This is a genomic window from Citrobacter sp. TBCS-15 (assembly GCF_005280815.1).
In the GTDB taxonomy this organism is placed as follows: Bacteria; Pseudomonadota; Gammaproteobacteria; order Enterobacterales; family Enterobacteriaceae; genus Citrobacter; species Citrobacter werkmanii.
Map to the genome: position 1 here is coordinate 443063 of NZ_SZWK01000018.1, position 26394 is coordinate 469456.

23 protein-coding genes are annotated in these 26394 nt (G+C 53.0%); 13 read left to right on the forward strand and 10 right to left on the reverse strand.

Translation table 11 applies throughout. The features are described from left to right. Positions 1 to 12 precede the first annotated feature (12 nt). From aceF to traT, 4 genes are all read left to right on the forward strand, one after another. A complete protein-coding gene (gene aceF / locus FDW96_RS02245; RefSeq protein ID WP_137365161.1) occupies positions 13 to 1902 on the forward strand; it encodes a pyruvate dehydrogenase complex dihydrolipoyllysine-residue acetyltransferase in 1890 nt (629 codons plus the stop codon). Between the two features lie 175 nt (positions 1903 to 2077). Further along, positions 2078 to 3502 (forward strand): dihydrolipoyl dehydrogenase, encoded by a 1425-nt coding sequence (gene lpdA / locus FDW96_RS02250; protein WP_003018686.1) that lies wholly within the window; start codon positions 2078 to 2080, stop codon positions 3500 to 3502. A 269-nt stretch (positions 3503 to 3771) separates the two neighbouring features. Next, complete coding sequence (locus FDW96_RS02255) at positions 3772 to 4056, forward strand: hypothetical protein (RefSeq protein WP_060855471.1); 285 nt, start codon at positions 3772 to 3774, stop codon at positions 4054 to 4056. A 197-nt stretch (positions 4057 to 4253) separates the two neighbouring features. Then, on the forward strand, positions 4254 to 4985 hold the full coding sequence (gene traT, locus FDW96_RS02260; RefSeq protein ID WP_061382962.1) for a conjugal transfer complement resistance protein TraT: 732 nt from the start codon (positions 4254 to 4256) through the stop codon (positions 4983 to 4985). A 61-nt stretch (positions 4986 to 5046) separates the two neighbouring features. Here the strand turns inward: traT and FDW96_RS02265 are convergent, their stop codons facing one another. After that, positions 5047 to 5841 carry a DUF2950 family protein gene (locus FDW96_RS02265; protein ID WP_042312284.1) on the reverse strand — a complete coding sequence of 265 codons (795 nt, stop codon included), beginning with the start codon at positions 5839 to 5841 and terminating at the stop codon, positions 5047 to 5049. Between the two features lie 10 nt (positions 5842 to 5851). After that, entirely contained in the window at positions 5852 to 7447 is a 1596-nt protein-coding gene (locus FDW96_RS02270) for a DUF3300 domain-containing protein (RefSeq protein WP_137365162.1), read from the reverse strand. A 124-nt stretch (positions 7448 to 7571) separates the two neighbouring features. Between FDW96_RS02270 and FDW96_RS02275 the strand changes: the two genes are divergently transcribed. The 3 genes from FDW96_RS02275 to yacL all read left to right on the forward strand — a co-directional run bounded on the left by FDW96_RS02275 (position 7572) and on the right by yacL (position 11030). Then, on the forward strand, positions 7572 to 7835 hold the full coding sequence (locus FDW96_RS02275) for a hypothetical protein (RefSeq protein ID WP_137365163.1): 264 nt from the start codon (positions 7572 to 7574) through the stop codon (positions 7833 to 7835). Between the two features lie 60 nt (positions 7836 to 7895). Next, positions 7896 to 10493, forward strand: coding sequence for a bifunctional aconitate hydratase 2/2-methylisocitrate dehydratase (acnB, locus tag FDW96_RS02280; protein WP_137365164.1), 2598 nt, complete (start codon positions 7896 to 7898; stop codon positions 10491 to 10493). Positions 10494 to 10667: 174 nt separating this feature from the next. Further along, positions 10668 to 11030 carry a protein YacL gene (gene yacL, locus FDW96_RS02285; RefSeq protein ID WP_003018670.1) on the forward strand — a complete coding sequence of 121 codons (363 nt, stop codon included), beginning with the start codon at positions 10668 to 10670 and terminating at the stop codon, positions 11028 to 11030. Positions 11031 to 11063: 33 nt separating this feature from the next. On the opposite strand, the gene FDW96_RS02290 is transcribed toward yacL, so the two are convergent. Beyond that, positions 11064 to 11411 carry a YacC family pilotin-like protein gene (locus FDW96_RS02290; protein WP_003018667.1) on the reverse strand — a complete coding sequence of 116 codons (348 nt, stop codon included), beginning with the start codon at positions 11409 to 11411 and terminating at the stop codon, positions 11064 to 11066. 153 nt (positions 11412 to 11564) lie between these two features. Here FDW96_RS02290 and cueO point away from each other — a divergent pair, with 153 nt between their 5' ends. Beyond that, positions 11565 to 13175, forward strand: coding sequence for a multicopper oxidase CueO (gene cueO, locus FDW96_RS02295; protein WP_042312277.1), 1611 nt, complete (start codon positions 11565 to 11567; stop codon positions 13173 to 13175). Between the two features lie 84 nt (positions 13176 to 13259). Here cueO and FDW96_RS02300 read toward each other — a convergent pair whose 3' ends face one another. Next, entirely contained in the window at positions 13260 to 15650 is a 2391-nt protein-coding gene (locus tag FDW96_RS02300; RefSeq protein WP_137365165.1) for a glucose/quinate/shikimate family membrane-bound PQQ-dependent dehydrogenase, read from the reverse strand. Positions 15651 to 15853: 203 nt separating this feature from the next. Here FDW96_RS02300 and hpt point away from each other — a divergent pair, with 203 nt between their 5' ends. Beyond that, entirely contained in the window at positions 15854 to 16390 is a 537-nt protein-coding gene (gene hpt / locus FDW96_RS02305; RefSeq protein ID WP_042312274.1) for a hypoxanthine phosphoribosyltransferase, read from the forward strand. A gap of 93 nt (positions 16391 to 16483) precedes the next feature. On the opposite strand, the gene can is transcribed toward hpt, so the two are convergent. Continuing rightward, positions 16484 to 17146, reverse strand: a complete 663-nt coding sequence (gene can, locus FDW96_RS02310; RefSeq protein ID WP_038637306.1) for a carbonate dehydratase — start codon at positions 17144 to 17146, stop codon at positions 16484 to 16486. 108 nt (positions 17147 to 17254) lie between these two features. Here can and FDW96_RS02315 point away from each other — a divergent pair, with 108 nt between their 5' ends. The 4 genes from FDW96_RS02315 (at position 17255) to FDW96_RS02330 (ending at position 20788) form a co-directional block, all read left to right on the forward strand. Beyond that, complete coding sequence (locus FDW96_RS02315) at positions 17255 to 18181, forward strand: ABC transporter ATP-binding protein (protein WP_042312269.1); 927 nt, start codon at positions 17255 to 17257, stop codon at positions 18179 to 18181. Continuing rightward, on the forward strand, positions 18178 to 18948 hold the full coding sequence (locus tag FDW96_RS02320; protein WP_042312267.1) for an ABC transporter permease: 771 nt from the start codon (positions 18178 to 18180) through the stop codon (positions 18946 to 18948). The genes FDW96_RS02315 and FDW96_RS02320 overlap by 4 nt, the downstream gene beginning before the upstream one ends. A gap of 103 nt (positions 18949 to 19051) precedes the next feature. Continuing rightward, entirely contained in the window at positions 19052 to 19492 is a 441-nt protein-coding gene (locus tag FDW96_RS02325; RefSeq protein WP_038637318.1) for a PTS sugar transporter subunit IIA, read from the forward strand. Between the two features lie 66 nt (positions 19493 to 19558). Then, positions 19559 to 20788: a polysaccharide deacetylase family protein gene (locus FDW96_RS02330; protein WP_137349661.1), complete on the forward strand. Its 1230-nt coding sequence runs from the start codon at positions 19559 to 19561 to the stop codon at positions 20786 to 20788. A gap of 2 nt (positions 20789 to 20790) precedes the next feature. Here the strand turns inward: FDW96_RS02330 and FDW96_RS02335 are convergent, their stop codons facing one another. The 5 genes from FDW96_RS02335 to FDW96_RS02355 are packed head-to-tail and all read right to left on the reverse strand — an operon-like array spanning position 20791 to position 26342. Then, entirely contained in the window at positions 20791 to 21879 is a 1089-nt protein-coding gene (locus tag FDW96_RS02335; protein WP_137365166.1) for a fimbrial protein, read from the reverse strand. A gap of 14 nt (positions 21880 to 21893) precedes the next feature. Further along, complete coding sequence (locus tag FDW96_RS02340; RefSeq protein WP_137365167.1) at positions 21894 to 22505, reverse strand: fimbrial-like protein; 612 nt, start codon at positions 22503 to 22505, stop codon at positions 21894 to 21896. A 19-nt stretch (positions 22506 to 22524) separates the two neighbouring features. Then, positions 22525 to 23091: a hypothetical protein gene (locus FDW96_RS02345; protein ID WP_042312256.1), complete on the reverse strand. Its 567-nt coding sequence runs from the start codon at positions 23089 to 23091 to the stop codon at positions 22525 to 22527. 27 nt (positions 23092 to 23118) lie between these two features. Next, positions 23119 to 23712: a fimbrial protein gene (locus FDW96_RS02350; RefSeq protein WP_137349660.1), complete on the reverse strand. Its 594-nt coding sequence runs from the start codon at positions 23710 to 23712 to the stop codon at positions 23119 to 23121. A gap of 26 nt (positions 23713 to 23738) precedes the next feature. After that, entirely contained in the window at positions 23739 to 26342 is a 2604-nt protein-coding gene (locus FDW96_RS02355; protein WP_137365168.1) for an outer membrane usher protein, read from the reverse strand. Positions 26343 to 26394 lie beyond the last annotated feature (52 nt).

Here is a 26394-nt window from a genome sequence, read left to right on the forward strand (position 1 = left end):
GGTAAAAGAATAATGGCTATCGAAATCAATGTACCGGACATCGGGGCTGATGAAGTTGAAATCACCGAGATCCTGGTCAAAGTGGGCGACAAAGTTGAAGCTGAACAGTCGCTGATCACCGTAGAAGGCGACAAAGCCTCTATGGAAGTTCCGTCTCCTCAGGCTGGTATCGTTAAAGAGATCAAAGTCTCTGTTGGCGATAAAACTGAGACCGGCAAACTGATCATGATTTTCGATTCCGCCGATGGTGCAGCAGCCGCTGCACCTGCTCCGGCAGAAGAGAAGAAAGAAGCAGCTCCGGCAGCAGCACCTGCTGCGGCAGCGGCGAAAGAAGTACACGTACCGGACATCGGTGGTGACGAAGTTGAAGTTACCGAAGTGATGGTTAAAGTGGGCGACACCGTTGCGGCTGAACAGTCTCTGATCACTGTAGAAGGCGACAAAGCCTCTATGGAAGTTCCGGCGCCGTTCGCAGGCACCGTTAAAGAGATCAAAATCAACACCGGCGACAAAGTGTCTACTGGCTCCCTGATTATGATCTTTGAAGTGGCGGGCGAAGCGGGCGCGGCTGCACCGGCGAAAGCCGAAGCGGCGCCAGCAGCAGCGGCTCCGGCAGCGTCTGGCTCGAAAGAAGTTAACGTACCGGACATCGGTGGTGACGAAGTTGAAGTCACTGAAGTGATGGTTAAAGTGGGCGATAAAATTGCCGCTGAACAATCACTGATCACCGTAGAAGGCGACAAAGCCTCTATGGAAGTTCCGGCTCCGTTCGCGGGTACCGTGAAAGAAATCAAAATCAGCACCGGCGACAAAGTGAAAACCGGTTCTCTGATTATGGTCTTCGAAGTTGAAGGCGCAGCACCTGCGGCCGCTCCGGCTAAACAGGAAGCGGCGGCTCCGGCTCCTGCGGCGAAAGCTGAGAAGCCAGCGGCTCCAGCTGCAAAAGCGGAAGGTAAATCTGACTTCGCTGAAAACGACGCTTACGTCCACGCTACTCCGCTGATTCGCCGCCTGGCGCGCGAGTTTGGTGTGAACCTGGCGAAAGTGAAAGGCACCGGTCGTAAAGGTCGTATCCTGCGTGAAGACGTTCAGGCTTACGTGAAAGAAGCGGTTAAACGCGCCGAGTCTGCACCGGCAGCATCTGCTGGCGGCGGTATCCCGGGCATGCTGCCCTGGCCGAAAGTGGACTTCAGCAAGTTTGGTGAAATCGAAGAAGTGGAACTGGGCCGTATCCAGAAAATCTCTGGTGCTAACCTGAGCCGTAACTGGGTGATGATCCCGCACGTTACTCACTTCGACAAGACCGATATCACCGATCTGGAAGCGTTCCGTAAACAACAGAACGCCGAAGCTGAAAAACGTAAACTGGACGTGAAATTCACCCCAGTAGTCTTCATCATGAAAGCCGTTGCTGCCGCTCTGGAACAGATGCCGCGCTTCAACAGCTCTCTGTCCGAAGACGGTCAGCGTCTGACCCTGAAGAAATACATCAACATCGGCGTTGCGGTAGATACCCCGAATGGTCTGGTTGTTCCGGTCTTCAAAGACGTGAACAAGAAGAGCATTACCGAGCTGTCTCGCGAACTGACCACCATCTCTAAGAAAGCGCGTGATGGCAAGCTGACCGCTGGCGAAATGCAGGGCGGTTGCTTCACCATCTCCAGCATCGGTGGCCTGGGTACTACCCACTTCGCGCCGATTGTGAACGCGCCGGAAGTGGCGATCCTCGGTGTCTCCAAGTCCTCTATGGAGCCAGTGTGGAACGGTAAAGAGTTTATGCCGCGTCTGATGATGCCGATTTCGCTCTCCTTCGACCACCGTGTAATTGACGGTGCGGATGGTGCACGCTTTATCACCATCATCAACAACATGCTGTCTGACATTCGCCGCCTGGTGATGTAAGCGAAAAAGCCGGCCCGACGGCCGGCTTTTTTCTGGTAATCTCATGAAGTCAGTGAGGTTATTGTGCGAAAGACAAATCGGTTGCCGTTTGTTGTTTCAAAATTGTTAACAATTTTGTAAAATACGGGCGGATAGAACGACCCGGTGGACGACGGGTATAAATTAAGAGGTCATGATGAGCACTGAAATCAAAACTCAGGTCGTGGTACTTGGGGCAGGCCCTGCAGGTTACTCTGCTGCCTTCCGTTGCGCAGATTTAGGTCTGGAGACCGTCATCGTAGAACGTTACAGCACCCTCGGTGGTGTTTGTCTGAACGTCGGCTGTATCCCTTCTAAAGCGCTGCTGCACGTAGCAAAAGTTATCGAAGAAGCCAAAGCGCTGGCTGAACACGGTATCGTTTTTGGCGAGCCGAAAACCGATATCGACAAGATTCGTACCTGGAAAGAAAAAGTTATCACTCAACTGACCGGCGGTCTGGCTGGTATGGCTAAAGGCCGTAAAGTGAAAGTGGTTAACGGTCTGGGTAAATTTACCGGGGCGAACACCCTGGAAGTTGAAGGCGAAAACGGCAAAACCGTGATCAACTTCGACAACGCGATCATCGCGGCGGGTTCCCGTCCGATCGAACTGCCGTTTATTCCGCATGAAGATCCGCGTGTGTGGGATTCCACTGACGCGCTGGAACTGAAAACTGTTCCTAAGCGCCTGCTGGTTATGGGCGGCGGTATCATCGGTTTGGAAATGGGTACCGTGTACCATGCGCTGGGTTCAGAGATCGACGTGGTTGAAATGTTCGATCAGGTTATCCCGGCTGCCGATAAAGACGTGGTTAAAGTCTTCACCAAGCGCATCAGCAAGAAATTCAACCTGATGCTGGAAACCAAAGTGACCGCCGTTGAAGCGAAAGAAGACGGTATCTACGTTTCCATGGAAGGCAAAAAAGCGCCTGCTGAAGCACAGCGTTACGATGCCGTGCTGGTGGCTATCGGTCGTGTACCGAACGGCAAAAACCTCGATGCGGGCAAAGCTGGCGTGGAAGTTGACGACCGTGGCTTCATCCGCGTTGACAAGCAGTTGCGCACCAACGTGCCGCACATCTTTGCTATCGGCGATATCGTCGGTCAGCCGATGCTGGCGCATAAAGGTGTTCACGAAGGTCACGTTGCCGCTGAAGTTATCGCCGGTAAGAAACACTACTTCGACCCGAAAGTTATCCCATCCATCGCGTACACTGAACCAGAAGTTGCATGGGTTGGTCTGACTGAGAAAGAAGCGAAAGAAAAAGGCATCAGCTACGAAACCGCCACTTTCCCGTGGGCTGCTTCTGGCCGTGCTATCGCTTCTGACTGCGCAGACGGTATGACCAAACTGATTTTCGACAAAGAATCTCACCGTGTGATCGGTGGGGCGATTGTCGGTACCAACGGCGGCGAGCTGCTGGGTGAAATCGGTCTGGCGATCGAAATGGGCTGTGACGCTGAAGACATCGCGCTGACCATCCACGCTCACCCGACTCTGCACGAGTCCGTTGGCCTGGCAGCTGAAGTGTTCGAAGGTAGCATCACCGACCTGCCGAACCCGAAAGCGAAGAAAAAGTAATTTTTCCAAAATGATAAAAAGCGGCTGAATGGCCGCTTTTTTTATGTATTTGTTACAAAATAGTGTCAAAATCTGGCAAGAATTAAGGTAAATCGCCGAATTGCCAGAAAATGTTTTTTCCTGTACTGCACGATACGCCCGAACCGCATGAAATCGCCATTCCAAATCAACATCCTGTTTCACAAGAAATAAATCACCTTATCTTGTCATTAGATGAAATTAATAACCCTCTAAACTAATAGCGTGATAATAAATTGAGAGGGGAAATGATGAAACGTTTTTTAAAAGCAGCAGTAATGACTACCGTGTTTATTTCCGGCATGGCGCTGGCGCAGGACGCCGTCATCCCATGGGCTACCAACAGCGGTGGTACCGAAAGCACGCATATTGCAGCAATGGGACAAAATTTGAATGCGCAGCATCAGCAGATTAGCCAGACACAGGAAGGTGTGTGGGCCACAAACTCTGGCAGCATTCGAGCTGATGAAGTAGCACTTACCAGCACGAAGCCGGCGTTTAAAGGTTATCCTGAATTAATGCCGCATCAGAATTAACTCTCCCGCTCACGTCAGACAAATTCACGCTGACGTGAGCGTCGCCAATTCCAAACTACCAGTTCTGGTAGTCATCTTATTGATATTTCCGCTAAAAAAAATTGCGCAACTGCCGATACTTTTTTCGCCATTGTGTGGCTACTGGCCGCGCGGTTAAGAGGCTCTGGACTCTCTATTACACGAAAAAAGGAAAAAACATGTCTTTAAAAAAAATCGCGGTTGTTGGCATGGTTGTCGCGACAATGACGCTGACCGGGTGTGGCGCCATGACCACCGCCGTTAAAAAACGTAATCTTGAAGTGAAAACGCAGATGAGTGAGACCATCTGGCTGGAGCCTTCCAGCGAGAAGACCGTCTACATTCAGGTGAAAAACACTTCCGATAAAGACATGAGCAACCTGCAAACCCTGCTGGCAAATGACCTGTCCGCGAAGGGCTATAAAGTGACCAGTTCACCGGACAGCGCTTACTACTGGGTGCAGGCGAACGTACTGAAAGCGGACAAAATGGATCTGCGCGAAGCTCAGGGCTTCCTGAAGACCGGTTATGAAGGGGCGGCGATGGGGGCTGCTTTAGGCGCGGGGATTACCGCTTATAACAGCAACTCCTCCGGTGCGGCGCTGGGCGTTGGCCTGGCAGCGGGACTGATCGGTATGGCTGCTGATGCGATGGTGGAAGACGTAAACTACACCATGGTCACTGACCTGCAAATCTCCGAGCGCAGCAAAGCGAAAGTGACAACAGATAACGTTGCCGCGCTGCGTCAGGGGACGTCCGGCATCAAGCTGCAAACCAGCACTGCGCAAGGCGATCGCGCCAAATATCAGACCCGAGTAGTATCTAATGCCAATAAAGTGAACCTGAAGTTCGAAGAAGCGAAGCCGGTTCTGGAAGCTCAACTGGCGAAATCTGTCGCTAACATCCTGTAATTTGTTGCGAGTTGCCGGGTGGCTACGCTTACCCGGCAACTCATCCTTCGATTCTGGGGATTCAGGGCGCGACAGGCTGCCAGGTTTTATCCAGGTGGTAGGCGGTTAACGCCTGTGCTTTTCGCTGCGACTCCTCGCCAAGATCCGCCTGATAGACCTTGTCATCACCGTTGACCATAAAGCTCATCACGCCAGTATGATCGTAGCTGACGGGCCAGGCTACCATCGCAAAGCCGCTGGCTTTGTCGGGAAGAATACGGAAATGATAACCGTGATAGCCTGTGCCGGGTTCCTGCGGACTGAAGGCTGGCCCCAGCGGGCTTGGCGCTTCACCGGGTGAAACGGGCCAGTACAGACCATCTTTTTTCCCTTCAGAGCTGACAATCTTTTGTGCGTACGTCTGGTTCATCGCAAAGTAGCTTTGCTGAGCATCGACATAGGCATGTAATGCCTCGATGGCAGCGAGTTCGTTGCGCCCAATCTCACGGGTCAGGATCTCTTCGGCCGCTTCCTTAATATCAAATTGCCAGCCAGAAGTGGTTTTAACCACCGGGATCGGCAGTTGCCAGTCGCTATCCCCGACCACCAGGTGCGCGGTATTACCGTCGACAACGGTGTTATGGCGAACCTTCCAGTCGCGCAGGAAGCGGTCTACCGCATCGGGGTCGACGCCTTCCGGCGGCAGAAACTCGCGCCAGTTTTCCCCAAGCAGGTTGTTCATCGCACTTTCATTTTGCTCACTGATAGCGTTTGCCAGCGCATCGGTGGCCTGGTCCGGCGTGCTGAAGGATTGCTGTGCCATCGCGGTGGCCGAAACCATGAACAACACCATTCCACTGAGTAGTTTATTTTTCATGTCGGTTCCCTTAACGATGACGGAATTCACGGTGTTCAGCACGACCGCCGGATAGCTGGCGAGATGGTTGGTTGCGGGCGAACTGCCTGCTTTGGGCCCCTCGCTGCTGCTGTGCCTGCCAGTTGGCGGAGCGACTGTCATTACCGCTCAGCGCATTGGCGCGCGGCTGGAACTGTTGAAGATTACGCTGCTGCACATTGCGTTGCTGCGCCGGTTGCGTGATCCGTTTCTCCTGGCGCTGGGCGGCAGCCTGGCGATTTTCACGCTGCTGAGTGTTTGCCCGCTTCGCCGTTTGCGGCTTGGTATCGTAACCACGGTAGTTATTACGCTGAGAAATTTGCTTCAGCTGTTGGCTGGATGCCTGACGCTGGGCGTCTCTCGTGCCCGTACGCGCCGTTTGCGGGAATGTTTTCCCCGTTGATTTTTCCATCTGGCTCAGGGCTGCCTGACGCTGGCTATCACGGTTGACTGGTCGTTGCTGGGTTGAGCTTAATCCCGTTGCCGTGTTAGTGGGGTGAAAGCGGTTATTAAGCTGGCTATTAGGGTACGGCACACCCTCGCGATAGGCCGGGTTGTGCTGCCAGGTACGGTTGGCGTCCGTCAGCCGTTGCCCGCTGATTTTATTGAAGTTATCAACGTTGATATTGATGTTGTTATCGCCGTTGCGGTTATACCCGCCATGGTTATCCCAGTCATCGTGATGATGGTGGTCCCAGTCATCGTCATCATCCCAGTCGATATTGCTGAAGATGGCATAGGTTGTGGCAACACCGAGACTGAAGCCTAAACCGTTCACGAAGCTGTTGCCAAACTGCTCACCGGGCGTTGGCGGTAGATAGGTTGGCGGATAGGCGGTATTGGGCCAGGTACCGTAAACCGTGTTCGGGTTATAGGTGGGGACGTACACCACCTGCGGATCGGCGGATTCAATTTTGATAACCGTTGGGCTTGTCGTGGCGGTCGTGGTAGTAGAACTGGTTGTTGACTCGCTGGTGACGGTTTTAGCCGGTGCTGCTTTTGTCACAGTAGTGACGGTCTGTTGCGGTGTTGATTGCAACGCCCCGGTTTGTTGCGCCAGCGCGCGCAGACGTTGCACAGAGTCCATGACATCTTTCGGTTGCGCGAGGAAAGCGTCACCCAGGCTTTGTACCCACGGCGGATTTTCGCCCATCAGCGACATCAGTTGTGGGAAGGCGACCAGTGATTTCACGCTGGGATCCCAGGGTTGACCAGCAACGGCCTGAATGGCGGCATCGCCCTGCATTTTGGGATTATCTTTTGACCACTGCGCGGCCTGGATGACGTTAGCCGGATAGGTTGAGGCCATCAAAATTTGTGACAGCAGTGAGTCCGGATAGAGCGCGATAGGTGCCACCCACTGATCGATTTGCGCAGCCGAGTATGTCGGCGCAGCAGCAGGCGCAGGTTGGTCAACTGGAGCAGGGGCCGCTACGGGGGCGGGAGCCGGCGCTGAAGGTTGTTGTGCGACGGGGGCCGGAGCAGCGGGCTCCGTTACGCGACTTTTAACGAACATCACGCCAGAGGCGGCAAACAACCCGGCACTGCACAGAAGAACAAGCAGGTGTGGCTTAAATGGCAACTTCATAAAATGACTCCAACGAGACAAGTGCTGTGCCGTGAGGCGTTCCTGTTGTCGCGAGTATCATGCACCCGTGTTTGACAGTTTTGACTTTTATTGGGGATTCAGCCGGCAGGTCCGGAAAAAGAGTGTGAGTATTTATTACACAATTATATCTGATGGCTTAAAAAGCGCTGGAAAATTCAGCATGTCGCGCTTGAAAATCAACCGCTTTACGGCAATCTTAATCCCTCTGAAATGCGCCTCGCCTCGCCGCTACACCATTCTTAACGATTCAGCCAATTTTTTATGTTGCTTTTTTGTAAACAGATTAACACTTAAAGAAAATCCTGTTATTGTGCCTTATGCGGTACCGGGCATTTACCCTACTAACTACTGTCTCACAGGAGCGTGAAGAGAATCGCCCATCAACAAAAGCGCCGCATTATGACAATGAGAGCGAGGAGATATCGTCGTGCTAGAAGAATACCGTAAGCACGTAGCTGAGCGTGCTGCCCAGGGGATTGTGCCAAAACCTTTAGACGCAACCCAAATGGCCGCACTTGTCGAGCTGCTGAAGACCCCGCCTGTGGGCGAAGAAGAATTCCTGTTAGACCTGTTGATCAACCGCGTTCCTCCTGGCGTAGATGAAGCCGCATATGTTAAAGCCGGTTTTCTCGCTGCTGTCGCGAAAGGCGACACCACCTCCCCACTGGTCACGCCAGAAAAAGCCATTGAATTGCTGGGCACCATGCAGGGTGGTTACAACATTCATCCGCTGATCGATGCGCTGGACGACGCAAAACTGGCGCCGATTGCCGCCAAAGCGCTCTCTTCAACGCTGCTGATGTTCGATAACTTCTACGATGTAGAAGAAAAAGCCAAAGCGGGCAACGAATATGCGAAGCAGGTAATGCAGTCCTGGGCTGATGCCGAATGGTTCCTGAACCGTCCTCAGCTTGCTGAAAAAATTACCGTTACCGTCTTTAAAGTGACGGGTGAAACCAACACCGATGACCTTTCTCCGGCCCCGGATGCCTGGTCCCGCCCGGATATTCCTTTGCACGCGCTGGCGATGCTGAAAAACGCCCGTGAAGGCATTGACCCGGATCAGCCGGGCGTAGTTGGCCCGATCAAACAAATCGAAGCATTACAGAAAAAAGGCTACCCGCTGGCCTACGTCGGTGACGTTGTCGGCACTGGTTCCTCCCGTAAATCGGCGACCAACTCCGTACTGTGGTTTATGGGCGATGATATCCCGCATGTGCCGAACAAGCGCGGCGGCGGTCTGTGCCTCGGCGGCAAAATTGCGCCTATCTTCTTCAACACCATGGAAGATGCGGGTGCGCTGCCGATTGAAGTCGACGTGTCGAACATGAACATGGGCGACGTGATTGACGTTTACCCTTACAGTGGTGAAGTGCGCAACCACGAAACCGGTGAGCTGCTGGCAACCTTCGAACTGAAAACCGACGTGCTGCTCGACGAAGTCCGCGCCGGTGGCCGTATCCCGCTGATTATCGGCCGTGGCCTGACCACCAAAGCGCGTGAAGCGCTGGGTCTGCCGCACTCAGACGTTTTCCGTCAGGCGAAAGACGTGGCAGAAAGCAGCCGTGGCTTCTCTCTGGCACAAAAAATGGTTGGCCGTGCCTGCGGCGTGAAAGGCATCCGACCGGGCGCGTACTGCGAACCGAAGATGACTTCCGTGGGTTCCCAGGATACCACTGGCCCGATGACCCGTGACGAACTGAAAGACCTGGCGTGTCTGGGCTTCTCGTCTGACCTGGTGATGCAGTCCTTCTGTCACACTGCCGCGTATCCGAAGCCGGTGGACGTGAACACGCATCACACGCTGCCAGACTTCATCATGAACCGCGGCGGTGTGTCGCTGCGTCCGGGCGACGGCGTTATTCACTCCTGGCTGAACCGCATGCTGCTGCCGGATACCGTGGGTACTGGCGGTGACTCCCATACCCGTTTCCCGATTGGTATTTCCTTCCCTGCGGGCTCTGGTCTGGTGGCGTTTGCTGCCGCGACCGGCGTGATGCCGCTGGATATGCCGGAATCCGTTCTGGTGCGCTTCAAAGGCAAAATGCAGCCGGGCATCACGCTGCGCGACCTGGTTCACGCGATCCCGCTGTACGCGATCAAACAGGGTCTGCTGACCGTTGAGAAAAAAGGGAAGAAAAACATCTTCTCTGGCCGCATTCTGGAAATTGAAGGTCTGCCGGATCTGAAAGTCGAGCAGGCGTTCGAATTGACCGATGCCTCCGCCGAGCGTTCTGCTGCCGGCTGTACCATCAAGCTGAACAAAGAGCCGATCGTTGAATACCTGACCTCCAACATCGTCCTGCTGAAGTGGATGATTGCAGAAGGCTACGGCGACCGTCGTACGCTGGAACGTCGCGTGCAGGGCATGGAAAAATGGCTGGCGGATCCGCAGTTGCTGGAAGCCGATGCTGATGCGGAATACGCGGCGGTGATCGACATCGATCTGGCGGATATCAAAGAGCCAATCCTGTGTGCGCCGAACGATCCGGACGACGCGCGTCTGCTGTCTGACGTGCAGGGCGAGAAGATCGACGAAGTGTTCATCGGCTCCTGCATGACCAACATCGGCCACTTCCGCGCCGCTGGTAAGCTGCTGGATGCGCACAAAGGCCAGCTGCCGACACGCCTGTGGGTGGCTCCGCCGACCCGTATGGACGCGGCGCAACTGACCGAAGAAGGCTACTACAGCGTGTTTGGTAAGAGCGGCGCGCGTATTGAGATCCCGGGCTGTTCCCTGTGCATGGGGAACCAGGCGCGTGTAGCCGACGGTGCGACGGTGGTATCGACCTCTACCCGTAACTTCCCGAACCGTTTAGGAACCGGGGCGAACGTCTTCCTGGCCTCTGCGGAGCTGGCGGCGGTTGCGGCGCTGATCGGCAAGCTGCCGACGCCGGAAGAGTACCAGACCTATGTGGCTCAGGTGGATAAGACGGCGGTGGATACCTACCGTTATCTGAACTTCGACCAGCTTTCTCAGTACACCGAGAAAGCGGATGGCGTGATTTTCCAGACCGCAGTCTAATGCGTTAACGCGTTTTGTGTAAAAACGCATCAATGCCCGGAGAAGTCAGCTTCTCCGGGCATTTTTATTTCTATTCCTTATACCCGCTACGCTTTTTTTCTGCCGCGCTGCTGCGATAATTACAGCAAGGCGCAATGCGGTATTGGCGCATTGCCGGGAGCAGAGGAAGACATTATGGATTACGAATTTCTGCGCGATATTACCGGAGTGGTAAAAGTGCGTATGTCCATGGGCCACGAGGTGGTGGGGCACTGGTTTAATGAGGAAGTGAAAGAGAACCTGGCCTTACTTGATGAAGTGGAACAGGCGGCGCGCGCGGTGAAGGGCAGTGAGCGCTCCTGGCAGCGAGCAGGGCATGAATACACGCTCTGGCTGGATGGCGAAGAGGTGATGGTTCGCGCCAATCAGCTCGAGTTCTCGGGCGATGAAATGGAAGAGGGGATGAGCTACTACGACGAAGAAAGCTTTTCGCTCTGCGGCGTAGAGGATTTTCTGCAAGTGGTCGCGGCGTACCGCGAATTTGTGCAACAGCGTTAATCCATGCGGAGCCAGCGGGCTCCGCTATGTCTGTTACTTCACGTACGCCAGCAGGCTTAACGAGTCACGCGCCAGCGCTTTGCATTTTTTTGCCGTTGGGATGCCGATACCGCTGAGATCGCGATAGCTGTCCTCACCCAGTGCCTTCATGTTGAAGGTGTCGTAATTGCTCAGGTCCCACTGGTTTTGCTGGGCAAAAAAGACCAGTGCGCGACGGATCTGCCCATTTGGCAAATTCTGGTATCCACAGTCATTTTTCAGAAAAACAAAAACTGCCGTTAAATCGGCCATATCTTCGGCTTCGGACTCGCTCAGCGCGTAGCTATTTGCGCATACGGCCATCAGGCTGCCGAACAAAACTGTTCTGAAAAACGTCTTCATTGCTTCTACCACTGCATCACGGAATTTAAACGTTAGCACACTGCGAGCGAAGCGACGACCTTTATTATTAGCCGTTTACTTGACCTTCCCGTAAGGGGAAGGCTTATGCTTAAAAGATAGCCTGCTTAAGCTGCTGAATATAAGGAAGTGATTATGCAACGTCGTGACTTTTTAAAGTACTCCGTGGCGCTGGGCGTCGCGTCAGCATTACCTCTGTGGAGCCGTAGCGTATTTGCCGCCGACCGTCCGGCATTACCCATTCCAGACCTGTTAACCGCCGATGCTTCTAATCGCATTCAGTTGATTGCACAAGCCGGGCAGTCGAACTTTGCAGGTAAAACCGCCACGACGTGGGGATATAACGGCAATTTGCTCGGACCGGCGCTAAAGCTAAACAAAGGGCAATCGGTGACGGTGGATATCCACAACCAGCTTGCCGAAGAGACGACGTTGCACTGGCACGGGCTGGAAATTCCTGGTGAAGTTGATGGTGGGCCGCAAGGTATTATCCCGGCAGGCGGGAAACGTTCCGTCACTTTCACACCGGATCAACGGGCAGCAACCTGTTGGTTCCATCCACATCAGCATGGTAAAACCGGTCGCCAGGTGGCGATGGGGCTGGCCGGACTGGTGCTGATTGAAGATGAAGAGATCCACAAACTGCTGCTGCCGAAGCAGTGGGGCATTGATGATGTGCCGGTGATTATTCAGGACAAGCAGTTTTCCGCCGATGGACAGATCAACTATCAACTGGACATGATGACCGCTGCCGTCGGCTGGTTTGGCGATACGCTGCTGACCAATGGCGCGATTTATCCTCAACATGCCGCGCCGCGCGGTTGGCTGCGCTTGCGCCTGCTGAACGGGTGTAACGCTCGCTCGCTGAATATTGCCGCCAGCGACAATCGTCCTCTGTACGTTATTGCCAGCGATGGTGGACTGTTGGCGGAACCGGTCAAAGTAACTGAACTTCCTATGCTGATGGGCGAGCGCTTTGAAGTGCTGGTGGATGTGAGCGACGGTAAGGCGTTTGATCTGGTCACTCTTCCTGTCAGCCAGATGGGGATGGCGGTTGCGCCATTTGATAAGCCGCACCCGGTGATGCGCGTTCAGCCGTTGCTGATTACCGCTTCCGCAACGCTGCCTGATTCGCTGACATCCATGCCGTCATTGCCGTCACTGGATGGCCTGACGGTACGCAAACTACAGCTGTCTATGGATCCGATGCTCGACATGATGGGCATGCAAATGCTGATGAAGAAATACGGCGGTCAGGCGATGGCGGGTATGGATCATGGGAAGATGATGGACCATATGAATAATGACAATATGGGCCACGGGAAGATGAATCATGGCAATATGAACCATGGCAACATGGGGAATATGCAGCATGGCAACATGAAGCAGGCGGGATCATTTGATTTCCATAATGCCAACCGGATTAACGGTCTGGCGTTTGATATGAATAAACCCATGTTCGCCGCGGCGAAAGGTCAGCATGAGCGCTGGGTAATTTCCGGTCAGGGCGACATGATGCTGCATCCGTTCCATATTCACGGCACCCAGTTTCGCATTTTGTCTGAGAATGGCAAAGTGCCTGCCGCGCACCGCGCGGGATGGAAGGATACGGTGCGGGTAGAAGGCGGCGTCAGCGAGGTGCTGGTGAAGTTTGACCACGACGCGCCGAAAGAGCATGCCTATATGGCGCACTGTCATCTGTTAGAGCATGAAGATACCGGCATGATGCTCGGATTCACGGTATAAAAAAGCCGGGGGGCGGCTTCGCCTTGCCCGGCCGACATGTCGCATCCGTAGGCCCGGTGGCGCTAAGCTTACCGGGCTTTTCAGTTATTTAGCGTCGTCCGGCAATGCATACGCCACGATATAATCGCCCATCTTCGTGCCAAACGACCCGTGGCCTCCGGCGGAGATCACCACATACTGCTTGCCATTCACTTCATAGGTCATCGGTGTCGCCTGTCCACCTGCCGGTAGACGGCCCTGCCACAGTTTTTCACCGTTACTCATATTGTAGGCGCGCAGATAGTTGTCGGCGGTTGCGGCAATGAACAGCACGTTACCGGCTGTGGAGATAGGCCCTCCCAGCATTGGCATTCCCATATTGAACGGTACCTGAACCGGCATTGGGAACGGCATGCTGTCCTGCGGGGTGCCAATACGTTTTTTCCACACCACTTCATTGGTCTTCAGATCCACGGCGGAGATGTAGCCCCAGGCTGGCTGCTTACACGGCAGGCCAAATGGCGACAGGAACGGATTCAGCGTGACGCCGAACGGCACGCCGTACTGTGGCTGAATTCCTGATTCTGTGCCGGTGCCTTTGGCATCTTTCGGCGGCTCCATCGGATTACCGGGGCCGCGTGGGATCAGCTTCGAGACAAACGGCAGCGCCATCGGGTTGGCTATCGCCACCTGACGGTTGGGATCAACGGAGATTCCGCCCCATTCGAACATCCCCAGGTTGCCAGGGAACACCAGCGTGCCCTGCTCTGAAGGTGGGGTGAAGATGCCCTCATAACGCAGTTGGTGGAACATTACGCGACACACCAACTGGTCGAACATGGTGGCGCCCCACATGTCCGCGCCGCTCAAATCTTTCTGCGGACGGAAGGTAAGGTCGGAGAACGGCTGGGTTTTGCTGACGTAATCACCTTTGGCTGCACCCTGCGGCACCGGTTTTTCCGGGGCAGGTACCACCAGTTCACCATTACGGCGGTCGAGCACGAAGATGTTACCGGTTTTCGCCGGGGCGTAAATGACCGGGACTTTCTGGCCTTTAACGGTGATATCCGCCAGCGTTGGCTGCGCCGGTAAGTCCATATCCCATAGATCGTGATGAACGGTTTGATAGCTCCAGGCCAGCTTCCCGGTAGTGGCATTTAACGCCAGGATGGCGCTGGCATAACGTTCCTGTTCCGGCGTGCGGTTACCGCCCCAGATGTCCGGTGTGGTGACGCCCATGGGCAGATACACCAGATCCAGCTTCGCGTCATAGGCCGCAGGGGCCCAGGAGTTTGGTGAGTTAAAGGTGAACGTATGTTCATCTGACGGGATGAAATTGGGATCTTTGGCGCCTGGGTCGAATGCCCACAGCAGCTTACCGGTATTCACATCGAAGCCACGGATAACGCCGGAAGTTTCGCGGGTGGAGAAGTTATCGGTCACCGACCCGGCAATCACGATGGTTTTATCAGTGATGATGGGCGGTGACGTCGGCTCATACAGACCCGGCGTGGTATCCGGCATGTTGGTTTGTAAGTTGAGGATGCCTTGATTGGCGAAGGTTGCGCACAGCTTGCCGGTTTCCGCGTTCAGGGCAAACAGACGGCCATCGTTCACCGGCAGGATGATGCGGCGCGGACAGTCAGCCACCACTTCCGGGCTGGCGTTATCGGCACGTGCTTCATGATAAGAAACGCCGCGACAGGTTACGTGCTGGAAAGAGGTGTTGGTATTGAGTTGGGGATCGAAATGCCACTTCTCTTTACCACTCGCCGCATCGAGCGCAAACAGACGCTGGTGGGCGGTACACAGATAGAGCGTATCACCAACTTTGATCGGCGTGACTTCATTGGTGATTTCACCCGGATCGTTTGGCTGTTTTAAATCACCGGTGCGAAATACCCAGGCTTCTTTCAATTGATGTACGTTGTCGGCGTTAATTTGTTTTAACGGTGAGTAGCGTTGACCTTCCTGATTGCGCCCGTAAGCGGGCCAGTCCTCGTCGGCCACCGGTGAAATTGCTTCGGCCGGGGTGGTATCCGCGCTCAGCGTGCCGTGTACTTCCTGCGGATCGTTGAAACCCGCCCAGGTCAGGATCGCGCCGCTAATCAGTAGTGCGACGACCAGCGCCGTTACCGCGCCGCTGGAAGGGACGATCAGGTGACGCCAGACGAACGGCAGAATCAGCCAGATACCGAAGAAGACCAGGATGTCGCTACGCGGTGTTAATGCCCAGAAATCAAAGCCGACTTCCCATACGCCCCAAATCATGGTGGCGAGAAGCAGGACGGCATACAGCCAAAGCGCGGAGCGTTGACTACGCCATAGCAGGAAGGCCACGCCGAGCATGGCCAGACCCGCTATCGGGTAATACCAGGAGCCACCGATGGCGACCAGCCAGCCTCCGCCAATCAGAAGATAGAGTCCACAAAGTGCGGCGAACAGAGCACTCAGTGTCACGATAAGTCGTTGGGATCGTACGTTGTTATTTGCCATAAAAAATACCATCACAGGTGTTATTTCTTTAATAGCAGTTAATTATAGGAGTTAAAACGCGTGACGATTGTCACATTATGAACTTTATCAACAGATGCCGCGGATGAATGCTTTTGCTGGTATACTGCGTGCCTTGCGCTTAGATGCTCGCTTATTAAAAGTAAGCATTGAGTGATTTGTTTTTAAATCATATGGTTAGAGATATGAAACATACTGTTGAAGTCATGATCCCGGAAGCGGAGATCAAAGCGCGTATTGCTGAACTGGGACGTCAGATTAACGAACGTTATAAGGACAGCGGCAGCGATATGGTGCTGGTTGGTCTGTTACGCGGTTCATTTATGTTTATGGCGGACCTGTGCCGTGAAGTGCATGTCTCCCACGAAGTCGATTTCATGACTGCATCCAGTTATGGCAGCGGAATGTCTACCACGCGTGATGTTAAAATCCTGAAAGACCTGGATGAAGACATTCGTGGCAAGGACGTGCTGATTGTCGAAGACATCATCGACTCCGGCAACACGCTGTCTAAAGTGCGTGAGATTCTGAGCCTGCGCGAGCCGAAATCCCTGGCTATCTGTACGCTGCTGGATAAACCTTCCCGTCGTGAAGTGGATGTCCCGGTTGAGTTTATCGGATTCTCTATTCCAGATGAGTTTGTGGTCGGCTACGGCATTGACTATGCTCAGCGTTATCGCCATCTGCCGTACGTTGGCAAAGTGGTGCTGCTGGACGAGTAATTGGCTGGAGTGCCTGATGGCGCTTCACTTATCAGGCCTACGGCGCAGGTTTGTAGGCCGGGTAAGGCATAGCCGCCTCCCGGCAATGTCTCATTATTTATGGTTGCAGTGTTTCTGGCTGAGGTTAGATAAGCCCTGGCGATAGCGCTGCTCCAGCGTTTCGCGGCTGGTGGCGGTGACGTCGAGATCGCGCAGCAGGCCATCATGAATACCGTAGGCCCAGCCGTGAATGGTGACTTTCTGACCGCGCTTCCAGGCGGATCGCATAATCGTTGAATGACCCAGGTTATAGACCTGCTCCATGACATTCAGTTCGCACAGGGTGTCCATGCGGCGTTCCTGCGGCATTTCGCCAAGCAGTGAGCTGTGTTTAAACCAGATATCGCGAATATGCAGTAACCAGTTATCAATCAGCCCCTGTTCTTTATTTTCAATCGCTGCCTGGACGCCGCCGCATCCGTAGTGGCCGCAAATAATAATATGTTCCACTTCCAGCACATCCACCGCATACTGAACCACTGAGAGGCAGTTCAGGTCGGTGTGAATAACCAGATTGGCAACATTACGGTGGACGAATAATTCGCCCGGTTCCAGACCGGTCAATCGTTCAGCGGGAACGCGGCTATCGGAACATCCAATCCATAGAAAACGTGGATTCTGCGCATGTGTCAGCGTTTCAAAAAATCCGGGATCCTCTTCTACCAGCATCTTTGACCATAGTGCATTGTTGCTGATGAGTGTATCTATGTCTTTCATGGAGTTGTACGACCCGAAACCAGATAAATTCGATGGGCTAATATAGGGTAACTCCAGCATTAATTAAACTATATATGAAATGTCAGAACGTAAGGTAAGTAAAAAACCATGACCATTGCTCTGGAACTTCAAGAACTTAAGAAAACCTATCCCGGTGGCGTGCAGGCGCTACGCGGCATAGATTTGCAAGTCGAAGCGGGTGATTTTTATGCGCTTTTGGGACCGAATGGCGCAGGTAAATCTACCACCATCGGCATTATCAGTTCGCTGGTGAATAAAACTTCCGGACGGGTAAGCGTCTTCGGATACGATCTCGATAAAGATACGGTTAACGCTAAACGTCAGCTTGGTCTGGTGCCACAGGAGTTTAACTTTAACCCGTTTGAAACCGTGCAGCAGATCGTGGTCAACCAGGCAGGCTACTATGGCGTTGAGCATAAAGAAGCCGTTAAGCGTAGCGAAATATATCTAAAACAGCTCGACTTGTGGGAAAAACGTAACGAACGTGCGCGTATGCTTTCCGGTGGGATGAAACGTCGTCTGATGATCGCGCGGGCGCTGATGCATCAGCCAAAGCTGTTGATTCTCGATGAACCGACGGCGGGCGTCGACATTGAGCTACGTCGTTCAATGTGGGGCTTTTTAAAAGATTTAAACGACAAAGGCACCACGATTATTCTGACTACCCACTATCTCGAAGAAGCGGAAATGCTGTGTCGTAATATCGGTATTATTCAGCACGGTGAGCTGGTGGAAAATACCTCAATGAAGAGTCTGCTCTCTAAACTGAAATCTGAAACTTTTATCCTCGATCTGGCGCCAAAAAGCCCGCTGCCAAAACTGGAAGGGTATCAGTATCGTCTGGTTGATACCTCGACGCTGGAAGTGGAAGTTCTGCGTGAGCAAGGGGTTAACAGCGTGTTCTCACAACTGAGCGCCCAGGGTATTCAGGTATTAAGTATGCGTAACAAAGCGAACCGACTGGAAGAACTGTTTGTTTCTCTGGTGCATGAAAAACAAGGAGATCGCGCATGATGCAGCTTTATTGGGTTGCGCTAAAAAGCATCTGGGCGAAAGAGATCCACCGCTTTATGCGTATCTGGGTCCAGACTCTGGTTCCTCCCGTCATCACCATGACGCTCTATTTTATTATTTTTGGTAATTTGATTGGCTCGCGTATCGGCGAAATGCATGGTTTTAGCTACATGCAATTTATTGTGCCGGGGCTGATTATGATGGCGGTGATCACCAACTCGTACGCTAACGTGGCATCGTCATTCTTTAGCGCCAAGTTTCAACGCAATATTGAAGAACTGCTGGTCGCTCCGGTACCGACGCACGTCATTATCGCGGGTTTTGTCGGCGGTGGCGTGGCGCGTGGCCTGTGCGTAGGGATCCTTGTAACGGCTATTTCACTGTTCTTCGTGCCGTTCCAGGTGCACTCCTGGGTCTTTGTTGCGCTCACGCTAGTGTTAACGGCGGTACTGTTTTCACTGGCCGGGTTGCTGAACGCGGTTTTCGCCAAAACCTTTGACGATATCAGCCTGATCCCAACCTTTGTGCTGACGCCGCTGACCTATTTGGGGGGCGTTTTCTATTCGTTAACGCTGCTGCCGCCGTTCTGGCAGGGGCTGTCGCACCTGAACCCAATTGTCTACATGATCAGCGGGTTCCGCTACGGCTTCCTGGGTATCCATGATGTTCCGCTGGTCACCACGTTTGGCGTGCTGGTGGTGTTCATCGCGGTGTTTTATTTGCTGTGCTGGTACCTGATCCAGCGTGGGCGCGGTTTGCGCAGTTAATTCTTTCTTCCTCTCTCTGCTCGGGAGAGGAAGACTTTTGACGCTTATCACCATTATGTATTTATCACACTGATAAACTACTTGCCTGCTAAGGAGGTAGGCAATGTTAGGTTGGGTAATTACCTGTCATGACGATAAGGCACAGGATATGCTGCATCGTCTGGAGCAGAAGCACGGCCCGTTGGCCCAATGCCAGGCGGTAAGTTTTTGGCGTGGACTCAGCTCAAATATGTTGAGCCGCATGATGTGCCACGCTCTGCATGCTACTGACTCAGGCGAGGGCGTGATCTTCCTGACGGATACCGCGGGGGCCGCACCATACCGCGTGGCCTCGTTAATGAGCCACAAACACCCCCAGTGTGAAGTGATTTCAGGTATCAGCTATTCATTGCTTGAGAGAATGCTTTCGTCGCGGGAATCAATGAGCAGCTCTGCGTTTCGCGATTGCATTGTTACGCTTGGCGGGCCGGAAGTCTCAAGTCTCTGGCATCAACAACAAAAAAATCCCCCCTTCGTATTGAAGCATGATTTGTATGAGTATTAATCGTTGGTATTGATGGTGCTTTTGCTACAATAGCCGAGGTTTCTCGCCTCGGTTCGGTTATCTCATATGGTTATGCGCGTTGTGCTTATTTTGTTGCTCCTGTCTTCTGGCAGCGTAGCTGCGGCTTTGCCTGCTCGCTACATGCAAACTACCGAAGCGGCTGCCGTGTGGGCGCAGATAGGTGATAAAATGGTGACGGTGGGGAATATTCGCGCCGGGCAGATCCTTGCCGTAGAGCCGATTGCGGCAGACTATTACGAATTCACCTTTGGCTTGGGTACCGGGTTTATTGATAAGGGACATCTGGAGCCTGTTCAGGGGCGGCAGAAAGTTGATGATGGTCTGGGCGATCTCAATAAACCGCTCAGCAATCAAAGCTTGATTACCTGGAAAGATACCCCGGTTTATAATGCTCCGGATGTGGGTAGCGCCCCGTTTGGCGTGCTGGCGGATAATCTGCGCTATCCCATTATCAGTAAGCTTAAAGACCGACTCAACCAGACGTGGTACCAGATCCGCATTGGCGGCAGACTGGCCTATATCAGTGCTCTGGATGCGCAGGAAGACAACGGTATACCGGTGTTAACCTATCATCATATCCTGCGCGATGAAGAGAATACCCGCTTTCGCCACACCTCCACGACAACCTCTGTACGCGCGTTTAGCAACCAGATGGCCTGGCTACACGACCGCGGCTACACGACGTTGACTATGTATCAACTGGAAGGCTATATCCGCAACAATATGAACCTCCCGGCGCGGGCGGTGGTGCTGACTTTTGATGATGGGCTGAAGTCGGTGAGCCGTTATGCTTACCCGATTCTGAAGCAGCACGGCATGAAGGCAACGGCGTTTATCATCTCCTCACGCATCAAGCGCCACCCGCAGAAGTGGGATCCGAAATCGCTGCAGTTTATGAGCCTTTCTGAACTGAACGAGATCCGCGACGTGTTCGACTTCCAGTCGCATACTCATTTTTTACATCGGGTGGATGCCAATCACCGGCCAATCCTTTTGAGTCGCAGCTATCACAACATTCTGTTTGATTTTGCCCGTTCGCGCCGGGCGCTGTCCCAGTTCAATCCTCATGTCCTGTATCTTTCCTATCCGTTTGGCGGTTATAACGCTACGGCGGTAAAAGCGGCAGGCGACGCGGGATTCCACATGGCGGTCACCACGGTGAGAGGGAAGGTGAAGCCGGGGGATAATCCGTTCTTATTGAAAAGACTTTATATTTTAAGAACGGATTCGCTGGAGACGATGTCGCGGCTGATAGTCAATCAGCCGCAGGGGTAAGCTTATTCGTAGGTAAAAGTAAATGTGGCGACGGATTCGAAATCACCGGCTTTGACGGTAGCTCCGGTAGGGACCAGTTTCGCGGCATAATCAAGGCTGACGCTATTGTTGCCCCAGGTAGAAAAGGCGGTGCCCGATGAATTGGAGCCATCGGCTTTCATCTGTTTGTAGCCATCTTTCACGGAGTAAACTTTTACGCCGACGCCGCTCGCATTACCGCCGCTTTGCGTCAGAATCGTAGGGTCGCCAGCCAGGTAATTGCCACTCATTTTGACGGTCACCTTGGTCATCAGGCAGTTGGTTAATTCAAAGGTGAAAGGGATCTCGCGAGCGGTATTTTTATTAATATCAGAAACGAAGAAATGCCCAAGATCCACCGTCGTTGAATACGCATCGTTGACTGAGGCCCATTGGCAGGTGGGCTCCATCACCTTGAAATGCAAAGAGGAGGCGTCAACAGAGAAGGTGATTGTATTTGGCTGGTCCACTGAGCCCATACGGAAAGTGCCGATTTTACCCGGTTTGGCATAGCCATCAGTTTGGCCGACTCTGGGTTGATAATTTGGGGTCTGATAAACATCGAAAAACAGATCCCAGTTGCTGTCGGCATCTTTCCAGGGCGCGCCGGTTTGTGACGGTACGGTGGCTAATCCGCTGGCGGGGAAATTGAGATAAACATCGCCAACGTCCGATGAGTGGTTGCACCCGCTGCCTTTAACGCAACGCAGCATATAAGTATAGCTGATGCCCTCAATATCGGTTTTGAGCAACCCGCCTCCTGTTCCTGGAACCGTATAAACATCCATCAGGCTTGCATCGGCTTCACCTAAGGTTATTTGGTTGCTGTTGCTTCTGCTGTTATTGCAATCCATCCCCCCTCGTAAGGGAATGGTATAGCTCGCGGGAACGCCCATGTTGACAACATTGGGGCCAATATAGGTAACAGGTAGCTGAATGATGGTCGGTTCGATAATGACGTGGTAATCCCCCGCTGCGCCAGCGGTAATATAACATTCGCTTGATGCCATCACGCTGCCGGAAAAAGCTAACGAGGCGCAGCCCAGGAGGAGAAATAAATAACGCTTTTGCATAATAAGTTCTTTTATTATTCGTAAGTCACGTTGACGACGACGTTGCTGAGCACTTTCCCGCTGCTCACCGCGCCGGTATTTTGATAGCGGGCGTAAAAGGCATATTCAGTCAAATAGTCATCGGCTGATTTCCCTTTTACGTCATATTCGACATCTGATTCGCCATCGTTATTCAGTACGTTGGTGTGGTAAGTTGCGGAGAAAATGACTACCCCGACGTTAGTTGCTGCGCCATTTCCCGCTTCATTTATAAAGACTTGTTTATTTCCGGCGGTGATGCCGGACTGCGGACTAAACTGGAAATGCAGCGACTGGAGTGTATTCCCGCCGGAACCAACGGCATCACATTGCTTCACCCGAATGGTAAAAGGTGTGCCGCCTGCATCCGTGGTGGGCTGAAGGCGGTCGCTGCCGTCGCTATTATAAAACCAACTGCGCATGACGGTAGGTAGCGTAATGTCTCCGCCATTGTCCAGGCTGATTTGACAGGTGTTATTGACGATCCTTGCCGAGAAATTAACATCCAGGCCATCGCCCGCATAGCTGTCTGCTGACCACTGCCCGGTAACCAACCCCATGAACAGAGCCAGTGTCGTGGGGCGAACAGAAAATAATAAATATCGCATCGTCACCTGCCGTTCTGGTTTATTCGTAAGTTACAACAAAGGTAATTGCCGACGAGGCGTCGCCAGCAACGGCCTGCGCGGCGGTATAACCGCTGGCCGCTACCCAACGCGCGTTCATCGCGTATTCCGCTGTGGAAGCGCCTTTAATTGCGGTTGTGACCGTATTTGAAGGCGTACCGCTGGTGCATGCCAGTTGCGTACCGCTCCCGGCCGCGCCGCCCCAGATTTCAACGGCCGTATGGGTATTGACAGTACCGGTGGTGGCGAATGAGGCGCTATTGCTATCGCACGTATTCCCGCTGCCGGCCTGGGCGGCGATTTTTGCCGAATCGACGCCTGCGCAACCGGTGAAAGCAATCTTAAAAGGTTCGGTACGGGTGCCAATATCAGACTTAAAGACATCGCCAAAATTGATGGTGTCCGTGGTGGTTGAGCCCTGTTTCACCGTGGCGGAGCAGGTGCCTGCAACCACTGTTGTGACAAATTTAGCCGACAGACTGGGGGTACCGACGATATCTGCATGCGCTGTATGGGTGAATAATCCACCGCAGAGGGCCAGTGCAAGAAAAAAGGGGGTATGTTTCATCTTAATGACTCCATTGCGCTGGGGAAATTATTCGTAAGTAAATTCAAATGTTGCGGTGGATTCAAATCGGCCCGCTTTAACCTGCGTAGAGGTACCTGTTGCCACCATTGTGGCGACCAGTGGGACGGCTTTTGCCGTTTTGATTTCATTGGTTGTCCATACCAATCTTTCGCTGTCGGTTGTACTGTTGATGACGAAAGGGGCATTCAGCGCGCTGGCGCGGGCAATCGTTAAGCCAACATAAGACGTCGGTGCTGGAGAGGTACCGGCGTAGGTATTTATCAGGGCGGTAGATATTCTTGTTGAACCGGTACCTTTAATTGTGGTTTTGATGGCGTTCAGCGAATCCGGGCATTCGACGATTTTAAGCGTAAATGGCGCGCTAATATTGCCTGTGCCTGAGAGAATATTATCCAGCCGCGTCTGGCCGCTATCGCCAAGGGTGATCGTATTGTCAGCGCCGCTGGCGCCGTCAATGGTCATATCGCAGGTGGTTTCGCGGATCGTCGCTTTAAAGGTGACTTGCAGACTATCACCATTCGCCCATACGGGCTGGGATATCGCCAGCGCTAACGCCGCTGCGGAGAAGCGGGCGAGGTACTTGGATGTGTTAAAAGTCATAAAGGGAACTCCCTGTATAAAATGGCTTATTGCATCTGACATGTTTGGTTATCCAGAACGGTGGTGAGCCCTGCTTTCGGTGCGTTTGCAGCGATCCGGTAATGAACTACGCAGGCGTTATCATTGGCATTACCCCAGACAACTCGTAGTGTTCCTTGTTGTTCTATCCCGCGAACATAGGCCTGGCCTGCCTGACCGACGCTACCGACCAGCTCGCCTTTGCTATTGAGTACGTCTGCGCCCAGAGGAATAAAGCCCCCATCGTTACGTGATAGCTCCAGAATCAGCGACTTACCTTCGTCAGTCTTAAAATCGACACGGACTACGGATCCATCGCGTGGCACGACAACCGTGCTGGTACTCTTAAGTTCAACGTCGTTTTCCAGGGTGGTAATATCAATACCCACGCGGTTTTCACGGTAAGGCGACATATAAGGCAAAATGCCGTAGCCGGAACTGCCAATCTCACCATGGCCATAGTTCAGCCGCGCCCCTTTGGCTCCGTTGGCATTGATTAGCGCCAGCGCGTCGTTATCGCCGATACTACCCGGCGCCAGCGTGATACCGCCGGAATGGATAACCATGCCGCCGTTGTAGCTTGCGGAATATTGTTTGCTGCCGTCGTCGCCGGCGGAGATCGATGTCCCCAGAGGCCCATATGGGCTGTTCCAGGTCGCATAACCGCCAATTTGGTTAATGTCGCCATAATCTCCGCCGCTGGATGAGGTAGTTACGGAGTAGCTCAGGCTGGTGTCCTTTGTGCTGCCGCTGGCAGTGGTATTTATGCTGTTGCTCCCGCTGAGGTCGGAGCGCATACCGACGTTGAGACTGGAGAAACCGGCTGTCGCGCTGTCCTGGCCAAATAGGGTGTTAAAGGGGATATTGAGGCTTAAATAGACGCTGTCGTCCTTGTCGCCATTGTCATCATAGGTTCGTTGCACGGACAAGCTATAGCTGCCGTAGCGGAAACTGTTGTTATAACCGATGCTGTAGTTTGAGGTGGCATCGCTTTCGTTCCAGTAATCCTGCCAGCTACCGCTGATATACAGTGAGCCGTATGCGCTATCGACCGTGGATAACGGTTGATTCACGCTGATCTGTACCTGGTTTTTCATCCGCTGAAAGTGGTTATACAGCTCTTCGCCGGAAGTGTAGGACTGATTCCGGTATTCGCCATGTTTGACGTCGTTAGCCAGCGAAGCCGCATCGTGCAGGCTCAAATAGTCTTCAGTAGAGAAACGGTAGGCGGCAACGTTAAACGAGGTTTTCGTCATCTCGACCATTTTGCTGTAGTTCAGGCGATAGCTCTGGCCGGTTAACGTGCCAATTTCGTCGATTTTGGCTTGCGATTGGGTAACGTCAAAGGCGAAGGCGCCGACGGACGTATTAATGGCAATCCCTAACAGTCCGGCAAAGAAGTGGTCATCCGTTGCTTGAGCGCCGAGATAACCAGTAAAGGTGTTATTAATCCCATAATACAGTGTACCGTAAGCCACATTCGGCCTGTCGCTCAGGCTATCGTCATTGAGTTCGCCGGCGCCGATATCCCAGCGAACCGAGCCCGGACGAAGCATCTGGGTGACGGAGGAAAAAGGGATCGAAAACGTTCGCTTGCTACCGTCGGACTCTTCGATGGTGACGTTCAGATCGTTACCATACCCCGTGGTGCTGATATCGCTGATTTCAAATGCGCCAGGCGGAACCGTGGTTTCATAAATCTTGTTCCCGCTCTGAGTAATGGTGACTTTGGCGTTGCTGTTAGCGACTCCGCGAACCACTGGGGCGAAGGTGGAACTGGCGCCGGGCAACATGCGGTCATCGTTGTACATGCGCAGACCGCGTAGGCTAACAGAGTCAAATGTATCGCCGCGCGTGTAGGAGTCGCCAGCGACCATTTGCGCGCGTAGCGGAGCAATATCACGCTGTAGATAGATATCCTGACTGGAATAATGGCTGCCATTATCGCTGTTCCAGTCAATATTTCCGCGTGAGCGTAAGCGCCACGGCCCCATATTCAGGCCATAATGCAGCCCCATATACGCCGTATCCGAAGTACTGCTACTGCTTTCGTTGTGCCACGCGTTGAGATCATAAGATAATAGCGCCGCCGGGATACCGTTGTCCCAAAGTGAAGGGTCAACATATCCTTGCGGGAGTTTAAGTACATACAGTTGCGGAAAGTTCAGATCAAGGGATTGTTTTCCCGTATCGTAACTCACGCTGGCGCCTGGATATTGCGCTTTGATATCAATACACGTCACCGTATCATCATGTGATTCGTTTAATTTACTGGTATCAATACCTGCCTGCGCTAATAACAGAGGCGTCAGGCAAGGGGATGCGCGCGGCGTGCCATTATCTTTAAATTCAATATCAACTGTAGTTTTTATTTTACCGTTTAAATTGACGGTCGCGCGGTATTTTCCTGCAGGGATTGGGTTGCCTAAGGTATAACGGCTAACATCAATGGCGCCACCACTATTAAGCAAGAACTGCTCATTAAATTCGATGGCTTCTTCTACGTCTACGGTATCTGATTTTGAAGATGGCGCAATTTTGCCATCTGCCAGAACATATTGTGGCAACGAGACAAAGATAGCCAGAGATAATAATGAAAATCGAAACTGCATGATGAGCCCAAATCGTCAACGCCAGTACTCACTACCGGCATAATATTATTAT